The sequence below is a fragment of the Paenibacillus mellifer genome, assembly GCF_023195895.1.
GTDB lineage: Bacteria > Bacillota > Bacilli > Paenibacillales > Paenibacillaceae > Fontibacillus > Fontibacillus mellifer.
Genome location: NZ_JALPRK010000009.1, coordinates 1 through 17,919 on the forward strand (window position 1 = coordinate 1; position 17,919 = coordinate 17,919).

Below are 17,919 nucleotides of genomic sequence, written 5' to 3' on the forward strand. Positions count from 1 at the left end.
TGAAAGAAGGCCTTCCATCTGGAAGGCCTTCTTCTTTAGTTCCGACTCCGACGTACGGCGCCCCATGAGCAAACCTCGGCGAGCACCGCTCCCACTAGGAAGCCACCAACGATGTCGCTGGCATAATGCACACCCAAATACAATCGGCTGATCCCAATCACGAAAATAAGCAGCAGCACGATCATTGCCCACACGCGATTCCCCGACTTACCGGACCGAAGCAACAGCAATGCAATCAGCCCAAAGAAAGAGGCGGAAATCATCGCATTCCCACTAGGAAAGCTGTACCCGTCCGGTACGACAAGACGATCCCACAACTCTGGACGCTCACGGGAGAACATGACTTTCAACACCTTGTTGAGCAGCCACCCTCCTGCAAGACTAACCGTCAACCAAATCGCATAACGTCCGTTCCGCAAGTACACCAGGGTCCAGACAAGAGTCAGCAGCAGCACCACAACGAAACCGGTAGTCGACCCGAGCTCTGCTAAGCCTTTCACCGCAGGGGTCAGATTATCGCTTCGCAGCTCGTAGAAGAAATCCCCAATCCCGCGGTCGATCGAGCGTAACCCCTCTGTATGGATCAGTCCGCTCAGCACCACAAACAAGACGGTCAATAAGACCGGCCAAAGCCATTTTTTCAAAACCCGACTCCCCTCTCCAATCGTCAACTGAATCGAAATTATTTTACCGGGAAGTTGGATTTTTCGGCAACCTTTATTTCAAATTTAATTTTTTCACCGCTTCGCTAGGAAAGAATATCCGCTAGACCTTCATTAATATACTTACTATACTTATATATTGACTAAGTTGGGAGCCTTGGACTACAATGCAGTAGAATTCAACATAGAATAGATGGGTGATTAAATTAATGGAACAACACGCCTACCGCGTATTACTATTTTATAAGTTTGTCCGGATCGAGGATCCTGCCGCCTTCACGGCCGAGCATCTGCAATACTGCAAAGAGCTGGGTATTAAGGGTCGCATCCTGATCGCCGCCGAAGGCATTAACGGAACGTTGTCCGGCACGGTCGAGCAAACCGAGAAGTATATGAACGACCTTAGAGCCAATCCGCTGTTCGCCGACATTGTATTTAAGATCGACGAAGTCGAAGGTCATACGTTTAAGAAAATGTTTGTTCGTCATAAAGAAGAACTGGTCACCTTCCGTTACGAGGAAGAGCTTGACCCAAACGTCATCAGCGGCAAACGCCTCTCCCCTGCTGAATTTTACGAGCAGCTGCAGATGGACGATGTGATCGTTCTGGACGGACGGAACGACTATGAGTACGACATCGGCCATTTCCGCAGAGCGATTCGGCCGGAGATCGATTCCTTCCGCGAGTTTCCGGAATGGATCCGTCAGAATCTTGGCGAGCACAAGGATAAGAAGATTTTAACCTACTGCACCGGGGGCATCCGTTGTGAGAAGCTGACTGGCTTCCTATTGAACGAAGGCTTCAACGACGTCGCCCAGCTGGAGGGTGGGATTGTCACCTACGGTAAGGACCCGCAAGTCAACGGGCGCCTGTTTGACGGTAAATGTTATGTCTTTGACGAACGAATTTCCGTGCCGATCAACCGGACGGACGAGGACATCGTGATCGCCAGCTGCTACCACTGCGGTACAACGCACGACCGTTACATTAACTGTCCTGTGTGCAACCTCCAGTATGTATGTTGCGAGGATTGCGAAGACGAGCACCACGGCTTCTGTTCGGATGCATGTCGGGAGGCATCCCTCGCCGTCCCGCAAAGCTAAGGATCGCCAGAACCTATCACCCGAGAGGGAGTGTCACGCATGAACACGAACAAAGACCTTACCACCCGCGAGCGGATTCTACATTTGATGAAGACCGCCGGACCTCTTAGCGCCAAAGAGCTCACGACAGAGCTGCAGATTACGGAAATGGCCGTGCGTCGGCATCTTGGTACGATGGAACGCGACGGGTTGATCGAATCGAAGATGATCCGGCAAACGCAGGGCCGCCCAACGGCGGTGTATGGATTAACAGAGCTGGCTGAGGGGATTTTTCCGAAAAAATATCATTCGCTAACCCTGGATTTGCTGGATGAGCTGGCGGAGGAAAGCGGCGAAGACATGGTGGATCGCCTGTTTGACCGTCGCAAGGAGAAGTTAAGCCGCAAATACATGGCCGACATGCAAGGTAAATCCTTAACTGAAAAGGTCCGCACGCTCTCGGAAATTCAGAACGACAACGGTTATATGACGGAGCTTGAGCATAACGATCGCGGCGAATACGTGCTCATGGAGCATAACTGCCCGATCTCGCAAATCGCCAACCGCTACAATCATGCCTGCGACTGCGAGCTGAATTTGTTCGAATCTTTATTGGACGCCGACGTTGAGCGCACGGAATGCTTGGCCCAGCAGGGGAAGAAATGCGTGTATGTGATCCGCCAGCGGAACCAGGAATAGAAGAACAGCAGCCCTTGGGCTGCTGTTTTCTACGTTATATATCATAGACGTTTAATTCGTCCTCGATGGCTTGCTTAACGAGCCGGATACATTCCTCCGTTGTCTTAGCGGCAACCCGTTTGCCATTAACCAGCGCGTACGGTCTAAGCTTACATAAGCCGCATAAACTAAGACAGTCCTGACGCATCACGGCAATTTCCGGATAGTCCTCTTCCAGCTGCTCCAGTTCAAGTGCGCTCATCAGGTTGCTGTCGCACACTTCAACGATCACAATGCCCAAACCCATGACGTCTTTCACCCCAAACTTATGACTAACTCTGCTTGAACCATCATTATGAGGACCGCGGACCCATTTGTCAATGCTTGCGAATCATTTAACATACTTAACATACATTTATGTTGACTAAGCCGGTGCGCAGATTTATAATTAGATTTGTCGGAATTACTATTACATATCGGAGAAGAAAGGATTGATTTGGAATGGCACATCAATTGCCTGCTTTGCCTTACCCGAACAATGCACTTGAGCCTCATATTGATGAAACAACGATGATGATTCACCATGATCGTCACCATAATACGTACGTTACGAACCTGAATGCAGCTTTGGAGTCTGCTCCTGAACTGCAATCCAAATCCGTAGAAGAGCTAATCGCTGATCTGGACAGCGTTCCGGAAGGTATCCGCACCGCAGTTCGCAACAACGGCGGCGGCCATGCCAACCACTCCCTGTTCTGGGAAACGATTGGACCTAACGGCGGCGGCCAACCTTCTGGCAAGCTGGCTGACGCGATTAACAGCGAGCTGGGCGGTTTTGACAAATTCAAAGAAGATTTCGCCAAAGCAGCTACGACACGTTTCGGTAGCGGTTGGGCGTTCCTGGCCGTAGACGGCGGTAAATTGTCCGTATACAGCTTGCCGAACCAAGACTCTCCGATCATGGAAGGCAAAACGCCAATCCTTGGTTTGGACGTATGGGAACACGCTTATTACCTGAAATACCAAAACAAACGTCCTGACTACATCGCCGCTTTCTTTAACGTAATCAACTGGTCTGAAGTTGAGAAACGTTACGAAGCCGCACTGAACAAATAAGTTAGGAACGCAGGCAGAACGCCTGCTTACATGAAAAACAGAGGGTGTCCCATGGACCGGCTGGCCGGTTTCTCGGGGCACCCTTCTTATTTATCCGCTCATCATCTCAGGGCGACCGAATCGCGCACCACCAGCGTTGGCTGGACTTGCCAATGAATCGACTCCCGGGTTCGGCCAAGCTCCGACAGCAGCAAGTTGATCGCCGCGTCGCACATCCGCTCCTTCTCCACCCGCATCGTCGTCATGTTGAGTCCTTCGACGTTTACGTATGGCAAATCGTCAAATCCGGCGATGGAGACGTCCTCCGGCAGTCGCTTATTTCTCTCCTTCAACAAGCCCGCAAGTAAATAAGCAATCCGATCATTCCCGCAAAAAAACGCCGTTGGCCATTCACCAAGCCCATCCAGAAATTGCGCCATTTCAACCTTGGTGCAATCATACCCTTGAGAGATTGTTAAGCAATCCGCGTCTCGGATGGACAGCCCCTGCTCCTTCATCGCTTTCTCGTACCCAAACCAACGCTCCTCATGACTGGTCGACAGGTTCGTTGGCCCGATAAACCCAATTCGTTGGTGCCCGGCTTCGATTAAATGCGTTACCGCAACGTGAGCTCCCTCCAAATTGCCCGAAGTAACCGCCGGACAAGGCAGGTCGCGGTAATAGGAATCCATCAGCACGAGTGGCGTATCCAACTCCCAAATGCGTTTGGCATACGCCCGATCCGTGATAGCAAACAGAATCACCCCGCGGTACGGAATATCCGCAAACGGGCCAGGCAACGAAAGGGAAATTTCCGTCTCCCGATCAAGTGGAGTAATGACGGCGTTAAAGCCTTTCTTGCGCGCACTTCGCTCCAACCCCCAGATCATATCGTGAAAAAACTGAAAGTGATCATTATCCTGATAACTCATAATTCGCTCCGGAACGAGCACCAGAATGTTGGCCTTTCCGCTCTCTTGGGGAGCATAAGGACCATACCCCATTTCCCTGGCGGTTTGCTGCACGAGTTGGCGCATCTCCTCGCTGACGCCCTTTTTGTTCATCAGCGCAAGCGACACCGCATTCTTGGAAATTTGGAGATGGTCGGCGATATCCTGCATGGATATTTTCTTTTTGCGGCCCATTCTTTTCATTCCTTTCGAAACATGCTACACTTAGCCTACATCCTACTTTACAAATATGAGTTTTGTCAAGTTTGTCAAGTTAAAATGAATCTTCACTTCCACAGGAGGTATGAACGTTGAGTTATGCAATAGGTATCGACATCGGCGGCACCAAAACCGCCATCGGGCTCGTTGGCGCAGACGGCGAGGTTCGCGCCAAGGTCTCCCTGCCGACCGACCAGACAGTGAAGCCCGAGGTCATGGTCGACCGGATGGCGGCCGCCATCCAGGATATCCTTGCCGCACAAGGAATAGCGGAAGCCGAGCTCTTGGGAATCGGGGTTGGGGCCCCGGGACCCCTGAACACGAAGGAAGGGAAGATTGCCGAGCCTCCGAATTTGCGAAGCTGGTGGAACTTCCCTGTCGTCGCCTCGTTGGCGCGTCATTTCAGCCGGCCGATCCGACTGGAGAACGACGCTACCGCTGCTGCCTTGGCCGAGAAATGGCTGGGGGCTGCCAAGGATGCCGAACATTTCGTGTTCGTCACCATCAGCACGGGGATCGGGGCCGGGATCTACTCCCACGGCAAGTTAATCACCGGCGCTTCCGGCAATGCCGGCGACGTGGGACATTTCGTCGTTGATCCGTCCGCCGGCACTTGCGTGTGCGGCCAGAAAGGCTGCTGGGAATATGTCGCCTCCGGAACGGCAGTGACTAGACAAGCCTCGGCTCTGCTTGGCCGGGAAGTTTCCTCCAAGGAAGCATTTGATCTGGCGGCAGTAGGGAATACTTCGATTAAGGAACTTGTTGCCAAGGTATTTGAGAACATCGGCGTAGGCTGTGTAACCCTGATCAACACGTTTGATCCGGAGAAGCTGGTCATCGGCGGCGGCGTCTCGCAGGTGGGTGCACCCCTGTTTGACGCGGTTCGAGATTATGTGGCCAAGTACGCACTGAACCCTTCGGGCCGGCAAACGCCTATCGTCCCTGCCGCGCTGCACCAAGACGCCGGCTTGATCGGCGCCGCCGCATTAGTTCACATTTCATACTGATCTATAAATAAAGGAGTACGATAACCATGAATGAACCGATTTTTCTGCAGCCGATTTTTCAAGAGCGCATTTGGGGAGGGACGAAGCTGAAAGACCTCTTCGGCTACGACATCCCGAATGACCGTACCGGTGAATGCTGGGCCGTATCCGCTCATCCTAACGGTCAAAGCATTGTTAAGAACGGACCTTACCAAGGCACGAAGCTGGGGGATTTGTGGACCTCACATCCGGAGCTGTTCCGCTCTCCGTCCAAGGTATTCCCGCTGCTGACGAAACTGCTCGACGCCTCTGACGATCTGTCGGTACAGGTCCATCCGGATGATGAATATGCCGGCAAACACGAAAATGGCGAGCTCGGCAAAACCGAATGCTGGTACATCGTGGATGCCGAACCGGGGTCTGTGATCATTTACGGTCATGAGGCGAAAACGAAGGAAGAGCTCGTCACGATGATCGAAAACGGCGACTGGGACCATTTCCTGACCAAAGTGCCGGTGAAGCCGGGTGACTTCTTCTATGTCCCTAGCGGTACCCTGCACGCGCTTGGCAAAGGCATCGTGGTACTCGAAACGCAGCAAAGCTCGGATACGACCTATCGCGTATACGATTACGATCGCCGCGACAAGGACGGCAATACCCGCGAACTGCACCTAGAGAAGGCGATTGACGTTACCACGATCCCGCAAGCCTATGTCCCAGCATCCTACGCAACCTCATCCAATGGCGCGCTGACGGTCACCTCCTACGTCTCCAATTCCTTCTTTACAGTGGAAAAATGGAACGTTTCCGGCGGTGAAACCGAAGTTAATGCGAACGAGAAATATACGATCTTCAGCGTACTCGCGGGCAGCGGGACGCTGACCGCAGGCGGACAAAGCTACGACCTGGCAAAAGGCGAGCACTTTATCCTGTCGGCCGGCTTTGGCCCCTACCGCTTAAGCGGTGAGCTCGAAATGATCATGTCCCACGAGTAATCCCGATTCAAAACAAACGGACGGAAGCAGTCATCCTCAGGATTGCTGTTCCCGTCCGTTTTTGTGTTTTTTGTCCGCCTGCTTAAGCTTGGCTATATCGTTCGTTCAAGATCCGCGCATGATGCTGTGCATGCCCCGCGAGAATGTAGGCGAAAGCACGGGCGGAAGCCGGTCCGCCGGCGGCGGTACCCATGCGGGCCCATGCGGCATCGTCCAACTGGCGAGCTAATACTAACGTAGCTTCTCTCACAATCTCGAAGCCGCGCAGCAGCTCCTCTAGCGACAGCCGATCAACCCCGGCATGACGGGCGAACAATTCCTCGTCGAATCCTGCAAGCGGCGTCGTATCACCTCGAGCAATCCTCAGCATACGGTAGCTCATGATTCGCTCCGTATCGGCCATGTGGCCTAACACCTCCTTAACGCTCCATTTCCCTTCAGCGTACCGGTAGTTAGCTTGGGCTTCGCTGACTCCGCCCCATTCTTCGCGTAATTTCTTCACCTGCGACTCCAGGAAGGCAAGCAAATCGCCATCAGGTACTTGGTTGATATAGGTAGTAAAATTTTCCGCGTATTCCCCTGTCTGAGGTTTAGTCAACATCTAAATCACTCCTCCTCTAGATTAGCTACTCTTCTTCCCACACTTCTTCCATTAAAGCGCGGATTTGACGGGTTCTCCTCTCGGTTTCCCGCAGGTTCGGGATCCATTTCTCGCCGTCCCAATCCACAACGTCTCCCGGCTTGACCGAAGGATCAACCTGGGACCGCGGGATGTTCCGGGGTTTCCCGTCTGACTCCAGGATGCATACGTCACCTTCAAAACCTTCAACGATATGGATATGGATCATCCCTATCCTACCTTTCCGTCATGATTTGGTACCCTTGGCCATCGCTAACAATCTCCACGGTACCCTGCAAATCATTGCGATACACTTCCACCTTCTGTTTGGCTAGGCGACCCAGGATCGTCTTCGTTGGATGCCCGTAGGAATTGTCGCCCACTTGAATTATCGCGTACTTCGGTTTAACCGCATTCAAGAATCGCGCTGTGGTTGATGACTTGGAACCATGGTGTCCAACGAGCAGGACATCGGCACGCAGATTTGCTCCCGATTCGAGCATCACCCGTTCACTTTCAGATTCCGCATCCCCGGTCAGCAGGAAGGAGGTATCTCGATAGGTTACCTTTACGACAGCACTCATATTGTTGTTATCGTCGGTTACTGTCGCTGGGGCCAGCATCTTCACCTGGACTTGTTCGTCCCAGGTCAATTCCAATCCGGCCTTGGCCGTTTTGACCTTCAACCCTTTGTCGCGAATCGAGGTCAATAACGATTCGAACGTCTTCGTGTTGGACTGAATCTTCGGCATATACACCTCGCCAATATCCAACTGATCGATCACCCGGTCTAATCCGCCGATATGATCCGCATCCGGATGCGTCCCGATCACGAGATCCAGGTGGCGTATCCCATACGCCTCGAGATAGCGCAGCATCTCATCTTCCTTGTCATTGTTCCCGGCATCGATCAACATCGTGTACCCGGAGGGGCTGATTAGCAACTGCGAAGCGCCTTGCCCGACATCCAGGAATAGGACGCGGAGCTCGCCTTCGCCCTCTGCTTCGGAAGGAAGAGACGCGTTCCCCGACCGCTCCCCGGCCATCTCCCAACCCTCCAGCGTACAACCCGTAAGGAGGACGCCTAACCAAATCAGGATTACGCTAACAACCGTCCAATACCTCTTCTGCCTACTCATAGATGATCGTCCTCTTCCCAGAACATTTGTTCCAATTATAGGGGATGCTTTAGCCTAAAATCAACCAAAACTTGCTAACTCGTAAAAAAAAGAGCCTGCCTTCACTAGGCAGACTCTTGCATAACCATTCTAAATTACTTTACCGATACGCTAACCGACACCGATTTGCCGCCATATTGCGCTTTGATGGATGTCGAGCCTTTTGCTATCGCTTCGATTTTGCCGGCCGATACTTTGGCAACGTTAGTTTTCGAGCTGGTCCAAGTGGCGCTGCCGGTTACTGTGGCTACCTTACCGTTGTCATAAGTTGCCGTGAGCACAAGCGTTTTAGCCGATCCTGGAGTCAATTGTAGTTTTTTCTCGCTAACCTCCAACTTCATCAGCTTCGGAATCACGTTCACCTTTACGGTTACCGTTTGGCCCTGGTAAGAGCCGGTTAATGTCACCGAACCTTCAGCAACCGCCTTCACGGAAGATCCAGAAACCGTAACGACATTCTCGTCGGAGGAAACCCATCCCATTTTAGAAGAAAGGGTTACTTTTTTGCCGTCCGTGTAATACCCGGTAACCTTGATCGATTTCGATTTCTTGATGTTCAACTCGAACGATTGCGGCTCCACCACGATCTTGGAAATTTTTGGTTCAATGGTCACGGACATGCTGAGCGTCTTGTTCTCAAAAGTTGCTTTCAGTGTAGCAGATCCTTTGCTGAGACCTTTGAGCTTCTTCCCGTCGGCCGTCGTCTTCAATACCGCATTCGAACCGGATACCGTCCATTCCACACCGGTTGGATTTACCTGTTCTTCCCCGTTCTCGAAAACAGCCGTGACTTCCGGCAGCGCGTTCTCAGCCCCGATGACAATGCTCATCGAATCTTGCGATGCGAGCAGAGTTAATACCTTTTCCTTCACACTCACTTTAATCGTAACCGTGGTTCCCCGAATCGGGAAGTTTGCATTTGGCGTCAACCCTGTCCCCGCTTCGGAAAACTTTCCGGTCAGCGTGACATCGGCGGATACCATCTTGTCATCTAAATCCTTCGTAATGATTTTCCCGTCTTCCACAACCGCGTACTTCTCATTACTCGAAGTCCAAGTGATTTCATCGCTCAGATCAATGGTTTCCCCGTCCAACTTCGTGCCTGTTACTTTCGGCAAGCCGGCGGATCCTCCTAGGAAGATCTCCAACTGCTCCTTCTCGACTTCGAGCTTGGTCACCGTTGGGAGTACCGTCAATTTGAAGCTCTTGCTTACCCCTTGGTAGCTGGCGTTAATCGTGGTTGATCCTGCCGCCTTGGCGGAAATCACACCGTTATCATCCACGGTTGCGATTAATTTATTTGAAGAAGACCATTCAGCTGTTACTGTCGTTGTCTCATTCGCGGTTTTTCTCACACCGGCACTTACGGACAACGTTTCAGCAATAAACAACGTTTGATCGCCAGATGGCGTCAGCAGGATCGTCTCATACGGAGCACGTACATAAATGTCTACTTTGACCTGCTCCCCAAGATAAGACGCTGTGATCGTCGCTTTACCTGTTGATACGATCTTGACGATGCCGTCTTCCACGGTAGCTACACCATTATCCGTAGAAGCCCAAGTCGCTTTATCGGATACGTCACTAGTGGTAGTGGAATTGCTAGCCATAACCGTTTTGACCCGAAGCTTTACTTCCTTGTCGGCCATGATCAGCTCGAGGTCTTCCTTCTCCCCGATCTCATCTTCAGACGAACTCGAATTCACTTGATACAATTTCAAGCCGGAGTATGGCGAAGTTACCTTCGCTTTGAAAGAAGCGGTCAATCCGGCGTATTTGGCCGTAATGGTGGCTTCCCCCGAACCGGTTAAAGTAATTTGACCCTTCTCAATGGTCAGTACCCCCGCATTGGAAGAGGTCCATTCCGCGTCTGCCGTAACATCCTTAGGTTCGATCGACGCGTTGTCCACCTTCGCTTTAGCCGCAACCGTTAGGTCCGATGCGGAGCTGTCCAGGCTATACTTCCCGTCCAGTTTGTAATCCAAGGTCAATGCGGTGTATGTATCTGTTACTTTAATCGTGATCAACGATTTGGCACCGACATGCGTCGAGTCGTTATTATAGGAAGCCGTAACCGTCGCTGTACCGCTCTTGAGCGCAGTCACCAAACCTTCATCAACCTTAACGATACTCGAATCAGAGGTTGCCCAAACTACTGTGGTAGTCACATCTTTTGTTGCGGTGGATCCTTCGACAGAAGCATTCACTTTGAGCTGTTTCGTTTTGCCCACACCAAGATCGATAGTCGTATTTTCTCCATCGATTTTGATCGAATTGATGTCTCCAGTTGCCGCAAACACGCCCGTCGGAACCATCACCGAAAGGAGCAGCGTCAAGACGAGCATCCAATACGTCATTTTCCTGTTAGCAATCATTGATTTCTCTCCTTTATCTTCATTGCTAAATTACCGGAACCTTTTTCCAGCCCTCTGCGTTTTATATCGACATTTGGTACCTATTTCGTAACGTTTTTTGGCAAAAATAATGCTTTTTTCCTATAAAAAAAGAGCGCATTCGTGTTATCGAATACGCTCTTTCCGGTTCAAGATGCCGAGGACGGGGGTCGAACCCGTACGATGGTCACCCATCGCAGGATTTTAAGTCCTGTGCGTCTGCCTATTCCGCCACCCCGGCACGTCAAGAAAAATCCCGTATTTATGATTATATACAGAATTCGAATCAAATTCAACCAAAAATCTGGACCAGCCTTTTCCGATAAACTATTCGACTGGGATTTATGATAAGTTAGTAGTAGCGCGTTGATCAGCTCGAATTTCAGGAAAGGTGAGGTTTGGTTACATGCATGAGTTAAAAATGGCGGTTACCCTCGGCCATCAAGTGGTCGTTCAGCTCCATGACGGACAAATGATGACGGGACAGCCCAAATGGGGTTCCGCACCGGACAAAGTACAGCTACGCACAACGGAAGGGGCCGTGTGGGTTCAGCTTGACGAGATCAATCATGTGACGCGAATCATTCCGTTTGGAAGATCTTTTTGAATTGCTTGCAACATTTTCAGTAAGCCCTCGTCTAGTAGTTGTCAAAAATAACAAGACGAGGTGATGACCCCATGTTTAAACGTAATCTAGCCCTGTTGTCCGCCGCTGCCATTCTGAGTCTGTCGCTTGCCGGAGAAAGCTATGCGGCTGCAGGCGCCTTTAAAGACGTAAGCCACTCCAATGCCAAAGATAGTATATCTGTATTGCAGGCCAAAGGAATCGTTCGCGGCGTTAGCGCCGACAGTTTTCTGCCGGACGACCAATTAACCACGAGCCAAGGCGTTCAGCTCATCGTCAATCTGTTGGGGCTGGAGCTCAAAACGGAGGTCACTCAAGGTGCTAGCAATTATTTTACCAATGTCAAAGAAGAGGCTTGGTATGCTCCGGCATTCGTCATTGCGCAGAATAGCGGTTTTGATCTGGACACCTCTGTGAACCCGGACAAGCCGATGACGCGTGAGGAATTTACTCATCAGCTGATTTTGGCGATGGAGAAGCATGGCGATTTGCCGAAGATCAATATTAAACCGGTCGAATTTGCCGATGATGATCAGTTGACCGTCTCTTATCAGGGAACCATCCAGCGTGCTCTCGTGCTGGGGATCGCCAAGCTGGATGAGAACAAGCAGTTCCACCCGGGGGACCAAATCACCCGTGCCGAGGCCGCCGTACTGACTTATAATGCGGTCGAATATTTAGCTGCGCATCCCGCTCCAACTCAAGAAAACAAATAATCGCCTTTCTATTACCGATAAAGGACTGCCCAATGGCAGTCCTTTTGATTTCCGAAAAACCTTCAATTTTAATAAAATTCACCGAATCGACAGTTTTTTGCATTTTATATCAGGATTTAGGGAGGATTTACAAAAACGGACATAGAAAGTATAGTTACCACTTTAGCCTGGTGCGGACAGATATAAAGTGGGATCCGCAGGACGGTCGCCAGTGCACAGCGGACGTATAACATAGATACTTCAATTCTGGGAGTTGTTCGCCTTGGATCTTATCCTCAAAATTGAAGAGCTCCGGATGGAATTAAACAGACTCGCCGGAAGCAAACGTCTGGTCGATAGGGAACTAGTCATGGTAAGTCAGCGACTAGACGAGTTGCTCAACGAATACCATCGATTGGTGATCCAAAAGCAAGTCAAATGATTCAGGGAGCCGCGAGAGCGGCTCCTTTTTTCTTTTTCTGGATCATTTCCCCGATGGAAACCCATACTAAAATCGATAAACTCGCAACAAAAACCACCAGAAAGGGGATCCTCATTATGTATTTTTACAAAGAGGACTTGATTAACGTTATTGTCCCCGATAAACCCGATCCCGCTGCAGCCAAAGTTATTCAAGAAACATTAGGCGGGCGTTTCGGTGAAATGCGGACCATGATGCAGTTTTTCTTCCAAAGCAGTAACTTTCGCGGGACGGCAACGCAGTACCGTGACTTAATTCGCGGTGTATTTCTGGAGGAGATCAGTCACGTCGAGCTGGTTCAGCATACGATTAACCAACTGCTCAACGGGGCGGGCGAATCAATGCCCGGTAACGCCGGTGTGGATACCGCACCTCTCGACGAGGCCATTAAGCATGCAAATCCACATCACTTCATTATGGGCGCCCAAAGCTCCCTGCCGGTCGATGCCGCCGGCAACCCTTGGAATGGCAACTACGTATACAGCCACGGTAATCTGATCAGCGACTTGCTGGACAATCTCGTACTGGAATCCACCGGGGTCCTGCAGAAGACACGAATTTACGAAATGAGCTCCAACAAAACGTTCCGCGAAACACTGGCATTCCTGATCGTCCGCGATAACGCCCATCAAAACGCCTTTGCCAAGGCGCTCGAGACGCTGGGAGTCGATTGGGGCAAGCTGTTCCCCGTACCGAATTACGATATCAACAAATATCCGGAATGCCGCAAATATGTCGATATGGGCTTCCACAATGCCCAGTTCAATTTCCGACTTGATCCAACGCGGATCGGCGAGATCTTCAGCGGCCAAACTCCAAGCCGAAATGGCGGCGACCTTAAGGTCACCGACCCGCCGGAGGGCTTCCCGGTCCCGATCCTGCCCGAAATGCCAAACGAGCATAGCCCTGGACTTCACGACTTGAACGCTTAAATCTGAAACGCCGCTTGACCCAAATCATGGGCTCAAGCGGCGTTTGATGTTTAGAGGGTTCCTCTCAAGAACTGGAACTCACGAAAGGGGTTTCCGTATATCCATATAGAGATTAGAAAACGTTTCGTTTAGGAGGTAGCATTGAAAATCACAAGCACCCGATTAACCAAATGGGCAGATGGAATAACCTGGATCTCAAATTTGATCGCATATCTGCCACGATTGATATTGAAATGGTTTCACAACGGCTAAGGAGGGATGATTTATCGGATTTTTGCTTGTAGTGATCACACTCGTCTTTATCGCACTAGGTATTCTCGTCCGCAAAAAACCCGACGTGTTCTGGCGGACAAATGAGGCGTGGAATGTAAGATGCCATTCCATTCATTATTGAGCCAGAACATCTCAATTTATTGGAATGGTCTTATTGGTCAAACCTTAGATCCCTCCACCCGCATAGCGGATGGTTAACATAAAGGAGTTTCTTATATACAGTGATCCTATCTTAATCTTTCTGACAAAATAGCTACCACTACTTACCGCTTCTCTATTAAATATACTCAATTTATTTATTTAATTTCATTTTTATGGAACATAAAAATGCCACCAACCAATTAAGGTCAGCGGCCTTTTGAACTTAATAATCCGGTGTACAGGACAAGTGTCGGGAGAGTGTTGTTATCTTATCATAATACTCTTCTATTACGGGCAAATTATCTTCGTGATTTAGTGAATAATCTTCTCCGGCAGTAAGTGTAAATTTAGACTCTATTGAAAATATCTCCTTTTTATCGCTCGTTTGAAAACTATAATTTATCTTAAAATGATCGCCAAAAACACTGCCATGATCATGATATTCCGCATAAATTTTAACTTTCCCATCCGGCCAGATATATGCATCAGTCATTCGGACTTCGCAATCACCCGCATCAAGACGTCCCATACTCCAAGATGTATTAAGTGTTGCAAGGTTTTGTCCTTTGTCATGTTGTAAACGTAAAGCTTCATCAGTTTCACTACATGGGCATTTTGAATTTGCTAATTCAGCAGAAATATGGGTTTCATCAGAACTCGGCAATTCATAATCATTTTCCATTGTTAATCTCCTTTCAGCATTCAATAATTTTATTATTAGTCTTAAGAAAAATTCAATTCATTAACGTCAATAACAAAAAAAGCCCAACAGCTTTAGTTGCTAGTGGGCTGGTCTACCGGTTCTTCAATAGATTACATATTATTTTTTTGTGCCACCATCTCGTCTATTCCTTAGCTCAAACAATCCCGTAGCCGCCAGGCTCCAGTCCATAGCCGCAGCACCAGCTCCAATTCCGTTAGGGGGATCGTATATTAGCAAATCTCGATCAACTAAACAAAGCAAAAACCCCTTGATTATCAAGGGGTTTCGCGCATATGGGCCCTACAGGACTCGAACCTGTGACCAATCGGTTATGAGCCGACCGCTCTAACCAACTGAGCTAAGGGCCCGGGGAAGCTTGGATTGCGGGGGCAGGATTTGAACCTGCGGCCTTCGGGTTATGAGCCCGACGAGCTACCGGGCTGCTCCACCCCGCGTCAGTAAATAGCGACAATTAATAATATACACGATTCCCGTGGGGTGCGTCAAGCAGTACATTATGGAATAAAACGCACACCGTATTTGCCCTTGCGGGAGCGAAAAATTTCAATTTGCCGCATGTCGTCGAAACCGTAGATCCAGCCGTCTTGCTCCAATCGTCGAGCCAGGCATCCGGCTTGGAATTTCGTTCTGTATAATTTATTGAAATAGATCCACCGCATGACTTTTTCGTCCATCCTTTCTTTAATTAGAGCAAATTGTCCTTGCCTATAGAATACCCAACCTTAACAAAAAAAGCCGCCGGAATCCGTCCGGCGGCCTCTGATCCTTCTGGTAATTTCTGTTCTTTCCTGAAAACGTGGCTTAACCTTTAATAATGGTTCCGCCAGCTGCAGCTCCCTCTTGCGGAACAAATGGCGTGCCATCCTCCTGGAATTGAGTTTTCGGATTGTTCTTAATCTCCTGCAGCATTTTGTTCCCCTTCTCTTCCCATTCCTTGAGCGCCTCTGCCGGCGTTTTCTTGTTCTCCAGGACCTCCTGGAAGAATTTGCGTCCGCTGTCCGTCACGCTGTAAAGCCCCGGTTTCTCGCTCATCAGCTTATCCTGCTTCGGATCGGTAGGAGGTGTTGGTTTCAACAAATAAAACGCCTGGATATTGTAATCGAGTCCGGATTTCGGTTTAATGTACGATTTCCGTGCCAGCATTTCGTACGAATTGCTGCGCGACTTCAGTTTGGCCCAATCCTCGCCATTGATAAATTTAATGAAATCCCATGCCGTATCCGCATTCGGAGCAGCACTGTTGATTGCGAACGTGTTGCTGAGCCAAATATTCCCGCCGACTCCCGGTTTCTCCGGATGCACCGGCAAAGTTACAACATCCCAATCCACGGACTTGAAGTTTTTGATTTTCGAGGCATTGTTGTTCGCATCGGAAATTTCATTGATGTAATAGCTCTCACCAATGGTCATTGCGACTTTCCCGGACAGGAATAAATCGCTGCTGATCGAAGACCAATCACTACCGTCCATTGGATTGCTGGTATTGTCCGGAATTACTTTATCTTTCGATAGCTTGCTGATCGTTTCCCAAACCTTAGTCCATTGCGGCGTGTTGACTGTCATCGTTTCGGCTTTGTCGTCGAACGTCTTCAACTGCAGCGAGTTGACGTAGCTGTTCTGCATATCCCAGAACGGGTCATTGCCTACGTAACGGTTGAAGGAGAATCCGTAAACCCGGTCTTTACCTTCCCCTTTGGCCACCCGCCGTGCCAGGTTAAACACGTCATCCCAAGTCATGTTATCGGTTGGCGGCTCTACCCCGGCATCTGTGAACATCTTCTTATTATAGAAGAGGGCCGAAGACGAGAAGTTAGGCGTTAGGGCATACAAGCTGCCTTCCCCAAGATCCTTGATACCGTCAATGACCGCTGGAACATAGTCGGTCGTATCAAATTTATCCTCTTGAATCAAGGGATCCAGCTGCTTCACCATGTTTTCTTTGATCAGTTGGTTCAGCACCGCCGTGTCGGTTACAACAACGTCTACTGGATTGCTGCCCGTCATAATCTTCTTCATATTATCCAGATAGTCGGGTTGGACATAAGGCTGCGAGCTGTCTTGATAACGGTATTGCGACTGGTCGATGGCAGGCACAACCTCGATGCGTACGTTCTGATGCGTAAACTCGTAAACATCGGTGTATTGCTGCCGGAAATAAGAGTCGTCGTAACTTCCATACAGCACGCCGATACGCAGCACTTTCTCCTGTTCAGGGTCTGCTGCCTTGCTGCCGTTACAGCCAGCCAGCAGGCCAAGTGCCAGCGTCGCCGCCAGCGATACAGATAATAATTTCTTTAACCTCATGATGGATCCCCCTCCAATGATTTAGGTGCTGTGATAATGATTTTCTCCCCATCAAATTCCATGCTCGCCCGTCCGCTGATCCCGACGGATTCCAAATACTCCTTCGGAACCTGCAAGCGCCCAACCCGGTCGACGACGACGAAGGCTTCGTGAACCTCCTGCAGTCCGCCCGCGCCGAGCTCTGCTGCCGCCAAATCGAGATTCGGATTCCGCTTCAGGAATTCCGTGCTCGTTAATCCGTCACGGATGGCAACCACGCGGTCCACTTTACCCGCGAGTGTTAAATCGTGCGTAACGATGACGACCGTGATGCCGAGTTCCCGGTTGACCTCGCGAAAGATCTGCATGATCTGGTCGGAAGTTGCCGTATCTACCGAACCCGTTGGTTCATCGGCAAGCAGCAGCTTCGGTCGGTTGGATAACGAGATGGCGATCGCGACCCGCTGCTGTTCCCCGCCGGAGAGCTGATGCAGCTTGTTATGCATCCGGTCTTTCAGACCCACTCGCTCCAGCAACTCCCTCGCATAAGCTCGATCCAGCTTCCCAGTGAGCAACATCGGCATCTCCACATTCTCCAGGGCAGTCAAATAGGGAAGAAGGTTGCGGGCGTTGTTTTGCCACACGAATCCAACCGTATTGCGTTTATATTCCACCAGCTGATCATCGCGGATCTTGAGCAAATCCCAACCCCCAACGGAGACCTGACCGGCCGACGGCCGATCCAGCCCGCCGAGGATGTTCAGCAGCGTTGATTTGCCACTGCCGCTGTTGCCGATGATCGCCATCATCTCGCCTTGCTCAACGGTCAAATTCAGGCCTTGGAGCGCAACAACTTCGATATCTTCGGATTTGAAAATTTTTACAAGTCCTTCGCAATAAATCATCCC

At 50.2% G+C, this 17,919-nt stretch carries 20 protein-coding genes and 3 tRNA genes; 9 read left to right on the forward strand and 14 right to left on the reverse strand.

Annotated features, from left to right (window positions below):
- Positions 1-35: 35 nt before the first annotated feature.
- Entirely contained in the window at positions 36-644 is a 609-nt protein-coding gene (locus M0651_RS11380) for a phosphatase PAP2 family protein (RefSeq protein WP_248551873.1), read from the reverse strand.
- A gap of 227 nt (positions 645-871) precedes the next feature.
- Between M0651_RS11380 and trhO the strand changes: the two genes are divergently transcribed.
- Positions 872-1,765 carry an oxygen-dependent tRNA uridine(34) hydroxylase TrhO gene (trhO, locus tag M0651_RS11385; RefSeq protein ID WP_248551874.1) on the forward strand — a complete coding sequence of 298 codons (894 nt, stop codon included), beginning with the start codon at positions 872-874 and terminating at the stop codon, positions 1,763-1,765.
- Positions 1,766-1,804: 39 nt separating this feature from the next.
- Positions 1,805-2,443, forward strand: coding sequence for a helix-turn-helix transcriptional regulator (locus M0651_RS11390; RefSeq protein ID WP_248551875.1), 639 nt, complete (start codon positions 1,805-1,807; stop codon positions 2,441-2,443).
- A 34-nt stretch (positions 2,444-2,477) separates the two neighbouring features.
- On the opposite strand, the gene M0651_RS11395 is transcribed toward M0651_RS11390, so the two are convergent.
- Positions 2,478-2,729, reverse strand: a complete 252-nt coding sequence (locus M0651_RS11395; RefSeq protein ID WP_193416319.1) for a YuzB family protein — start codon at positions 2,727-2,729, stop codon at positions 2,478-2,480.
- Positions 2,730-2,923: 194 nt separating this feature from the next.
- Between M0651_RS11395 and M0651_RS11400 the strand changes: the two genes are divergently transcribed.
- A complete protein-coding gene (locus M0651_RS11400; protein WP_248551876.1) occupies positions 2,924-3,538 on the forward strand; it encodes a superoxide dismutase in 615 nt (204 codons plus the stop codon).
- A gap of 101 nt (positions 3,539-3,639) precedes the next feature.
- On the opposite strand, the gene M0651_RS11405 is transcribed toward M0651_RS11400, so the two are convergent.
- The gene (locus M0651_RS11405; RefSeq protein ID WP_248551877.1) at positions 3,640-4,662 is read right to left on the reverse strand and encodes a LacI family DNA-binding transcriptional regulator; all 1,023 of its coding nucleotides are present in this window, start codon (positions 4,660-4,662) and stop codon (positions 3,640-3,642) included.
- Positions 4,663-4,778: 116 nt separating this feature from the next.
- On the opposite strand from M0651_RS11405, the gene M0651_RS11410 reads away from it, so the two are divergent.
- Both M0651_RS11410 and manA read left to right on the forward strand, forming a co-directional pair.
- Complete coding sequence (locus M0651_RS11410) at positions 4,779-5,693, forward strand: ROK family protein (RefSeq protein WP_248551878.1); 915 nt, start codon at positions 4,779-4,781, stop codon at positions 5,691-5,693.
- A 26-nt stretch (positions 5,694-5,719) separates the two neighbouring features.
- Positions 5,720-6,667 (forward strand): mannose-6-phosphate isomerase, class I, encoded by a 948-nt coding sequence (manA, locus tag M0651_RS11415; RefSeq protein ID WP_248551879.1) that lies wholly within the window; start codon positions 5,720-5,722, stop codon positions 6,665-6,667.
- 82 nt (positions 6,668-6,749) lie between these two features.
- Here the strand turns inward: manA and M0651_RS11420 are convergent, their stop codons facing one another.
- The 5 genes from M0651_RS11420 to M0651_RS11440 form a co-directional block, all read right to left on the reverse strand.
- Positions 6,750-7,268, reverse strand: coding sequence for a DinB family protein (locus tag M0651_RS11420; RefSeq protein ID WP_248551880.1), 519 nt, complete (start codon positions 7,266-7,268; stop codon positions 6,750-6,752).
- A gap of 25 nt (positions 7,269-7,293) precedes the next feature.
- Complete coding sequence (locus M0651_RS11425; RefSeq protein ID WP_248551881.1) at positions 7,294-7,515, reverse strand: DUF3006 domain-containing protein; 222 nt, start codon at positions 7,513-7,515, stop codon at positions 7,294-7,296.
- 7 nt (positions 7,516-7,522) lie between these two features.
- On the reverse strand, positions 7,523-8,425 hold the full coding sequence (locus tag M0651_RS11430; RefSeq protein WP_248551882.1) for a ComEC/Rec2 family competence protein: 903 nt from the start codon (positions 8,423-8,425) through the stop codon (positions 7,523-7,525).
- Positions 8,426-8,559: 134 nt separating this feature from the next.
- Positions 8,560-10,839, reverse strand: coding sequence for an Ig-like domain-containing protein (locus tag M0651_RS11435; RefSeq protein ID WP_248551883.1), 2,280 nt, complete (start codon positions 10,837-10,839; stop codon positions 8,560-8,562).
- 173 nt (positions 10,840-11,012) lie between these two features.
- Positions 11,013-11,098: transfer RNA gene (locus tag M0651_RS11440), tRNA-Leu, on the reverse strand.
- 165 nt (positions 11,099-11,263) lie between these two features.
- Between M0651_RS11440 and M0651_RS11445 the strand changes: the two genes are divergently transcribed.
- The 4 genes from M0651_RS11445 (at position 11,264) to M0651_RS11460 (ending at position 13,590) form a co-directional block, all read left to right on the forward strand.
- Entirely contained in the window at positions 11,264-11,464 is a 201-nt protein-coding gene (locus M0651_RS11445) for a hypothetical protein (protein ID WP_248551884.1), read from the forward strand.
- A 71-nt stretch (positions 11,465-11,535) separates the two neighbouring features.
- Positions 11,536-12,198 (forward strand): S-layer homology domain-containing protein, encoded by a 663-nt coding sequence (locus M0651_RS11450; protein WP_248551885.1) that lies wholly within the window; start codon positions 11,536-11,538, stop codon positions 12,196-12,198.
- Between the two features lie 262 nt (positions 12,199-12,460).
- Complete coding sequence (locus M0651_RS11455; protein ID WP_204801116.1) at positions 12,461-12,619, forward strand: aspartyl-phosphate phosphatase Spo0E family protein; 159 nt, start codon at positions 12,461-12,463, stop codon at positions 12,617-12,619.
- 116 nt (positions 12,620-12,735) lie between these two features.
- On the forward strand, positions 12,736-13,590 hold the full coding sequence (locus M0651_RS11460; RefSeq protein WP_248551886.1) for a manganese catalase family protein: 855 nt from the start codon (positions 12,736-12,738) through the stop codon (positions 13,588-13,590).
- A 637-nt stretch (positions 13,591-14,227) separates the two neighbouring features.
- On the opposite strand, the gene M0651_RS11465 is transcribed toward M0651_RS11460, so the two are convergent.
- The 6 genes from M0651_RS11465 to M0651_RS11490 form a co-directional block, all read right to left on the reverse strand.
- Positions 14,228-14,686 (reverse strand): hypothetical protein, encoded by a 459-nt coding sequence (locus tag M0651_RS11465; RefSeq protein WP_248551887.1) that lies wholly within the window; start codon positions 14,684-14,686, stop codon positions 14,228-14,230.
- Between the two features lie 315 nt (positions 14,687-15,001).
- A tRNA-Ile gene (locus tag M0651_RS11470) sits at positions 15,002-15,075 on the reverse strand.
- Positions 15,076-15,088: 13 nt separating this feature from the next.
- Positions 15,089-15,162 (reverse strand) — tRNA-Met (locus M0651_RS11475).
- Positions 15,163-15,222: 60 nt separating this feature from the next.
- Positions 15,223-15,387 carry a hypothetical protein gene (locus tag M0651_RS11480; RefSeq protein WP_167521270.1) on the reverse strand — a complete coding sequence of 55 codons (165 nt, stop codon included), beginning with the start codon at positions 15,385-15,387 and terminating at the stop codon, positions 15,223-15,225.
- 142 nt (positions 15,388-15,529) lie between these two features.
- Positions 15,530-17,032, reverse strand: coding sequence for an ABC transporter substrate-binding protein (locus M0651_RS11485; protein WP_248551888.1), 1,503 nt, complete (start codon positions 17,030-17,032; stop codon positions 15,530-15,532).
- Positions 17,029-17,916, reverse strand: coding sequence for an ABC transporter ATP-binding protein (locus M0651_RS11490; protein WP_248551889.1), 888 nt, complete (start codon positions 17,914-17,916; stop codon positions 17,029-17,031). Before M0651_RS11490 ends, M0651_RS11485 begins: the two co-directional genes overlap by 4 nt.
- Positions 17,917-17,919 lie beyond the last annotated feature (3 nt).

Coding starts and splice junctions, on each gene's coding strand:
- M0651_RS11490 (WP_248551889.1), bottom strand. CDS start 17,916: ATGATTTATTGCGAAGGACTTGTAAAAATTTTCAAATCCGAAGATATC.
- M0651_RS11445 (WP_248551884.1), top strand. CDS start 11,264: ATGCATGAGTTAAAAATGGCGGTTACCCTCGGCCATCAAGTGGTCGTT.
- M0651_RS11425 (WP_248551881.1), bottom strand. CDS start 7,515: ATGATCCATATCCATATCGTTGAAGGTTTTGAAGGTGACGTATGCATC.
- M0651_RS11460 (WP_248551886.1), top strand. CDS start 12,736: ATGTATTTTTACAAAGAGGACTTGATTAACGTTATTGTCCCCGATAAA.
- M0651_RS11485 (WP_248551888.1), bottom strand. CDS start 17,032: ATGAGGTTAAAGAAATTATTATCTGTATCGCTGGCGGCGACGCTGGCA.
- M0651_RS11400 (WP_248551876.1), top strand. CDS start 2,924: ATGGCACATCAATTGCCTGCTTTGCCTTACCCGAACAATGCACTTGAG.
- M0651_RS11430 (WP_248551882.1), bottom strand. CDS start 8,425: ATGAGTAGGCAGAAGAGGTATTGGACGGTTGTTAGCGTAATCCTGATT.
- M0651_RS11450 (WP_248551885.1), top strand. CDS start 11,536: ATGTTTAAACGTAATCTAGCCCTGTTGTCCGCCGCTGCCATTCTGAGT.
- M0651_RS11390 (WP_248551875.1), top strand. CDS start 1,805: ATGAACACGAACAAAGACCTTACCACCCGCGAGCGGATTCTACATTTG.
- M0651_RS11435 (WP_248551883.1), bottom strand. CDS start 10,839: ATGATTGCTAACAGGAAAATGACGTATTGGATGCTCGTCTTGACGCTG.
- M0651_RS11395 (WP_193416319.1), bottom strand. CDS start 2,729: ATGGGTTTGGGCATTGTGATCGTTGAAGTGTGCGACAGCAACCTGATG.
- manA (WP_248551879.1), top strand. CDS start 5,720: ATGAATGAACCGATTTTTCTGCAGCCGATTTTTCAAGAGCGCATTTGG.
- M0651_RS11405 (WP_248551877.1), bottom strand. CDS start 4,662: ATGGGCCGCAAAAAGAAAATATCCATGCAGGATATCGCCGACCATCTC.
- M0651_RS11420 (WP_248551880.1), bottom strand. CDS start 7,268: ATGTTGACTAAACCTCAGACAGGGGAATACGCGGAAAATTTTACTACC.
- M0651_RS11480 (WP_167521270.1), bottom strand. CDS start 15,387: ATGCGGTGGATCTATTTCAATAAATTATACAGAACGAAATTCCAAGCC.
- M0651_RS11465 (WP_248551887.1), bottom strand. CDS start 14,686: ATGGAAAATGATTATGAATTGCCGAGTTCTGATGAAACCCATATTTCT.
- trhO (WP_248551874.1), top strand. CDS start 872: ATGGAACAACACGCCTACCGCGTATTACTATTTTATAAGTTTGTCCGG.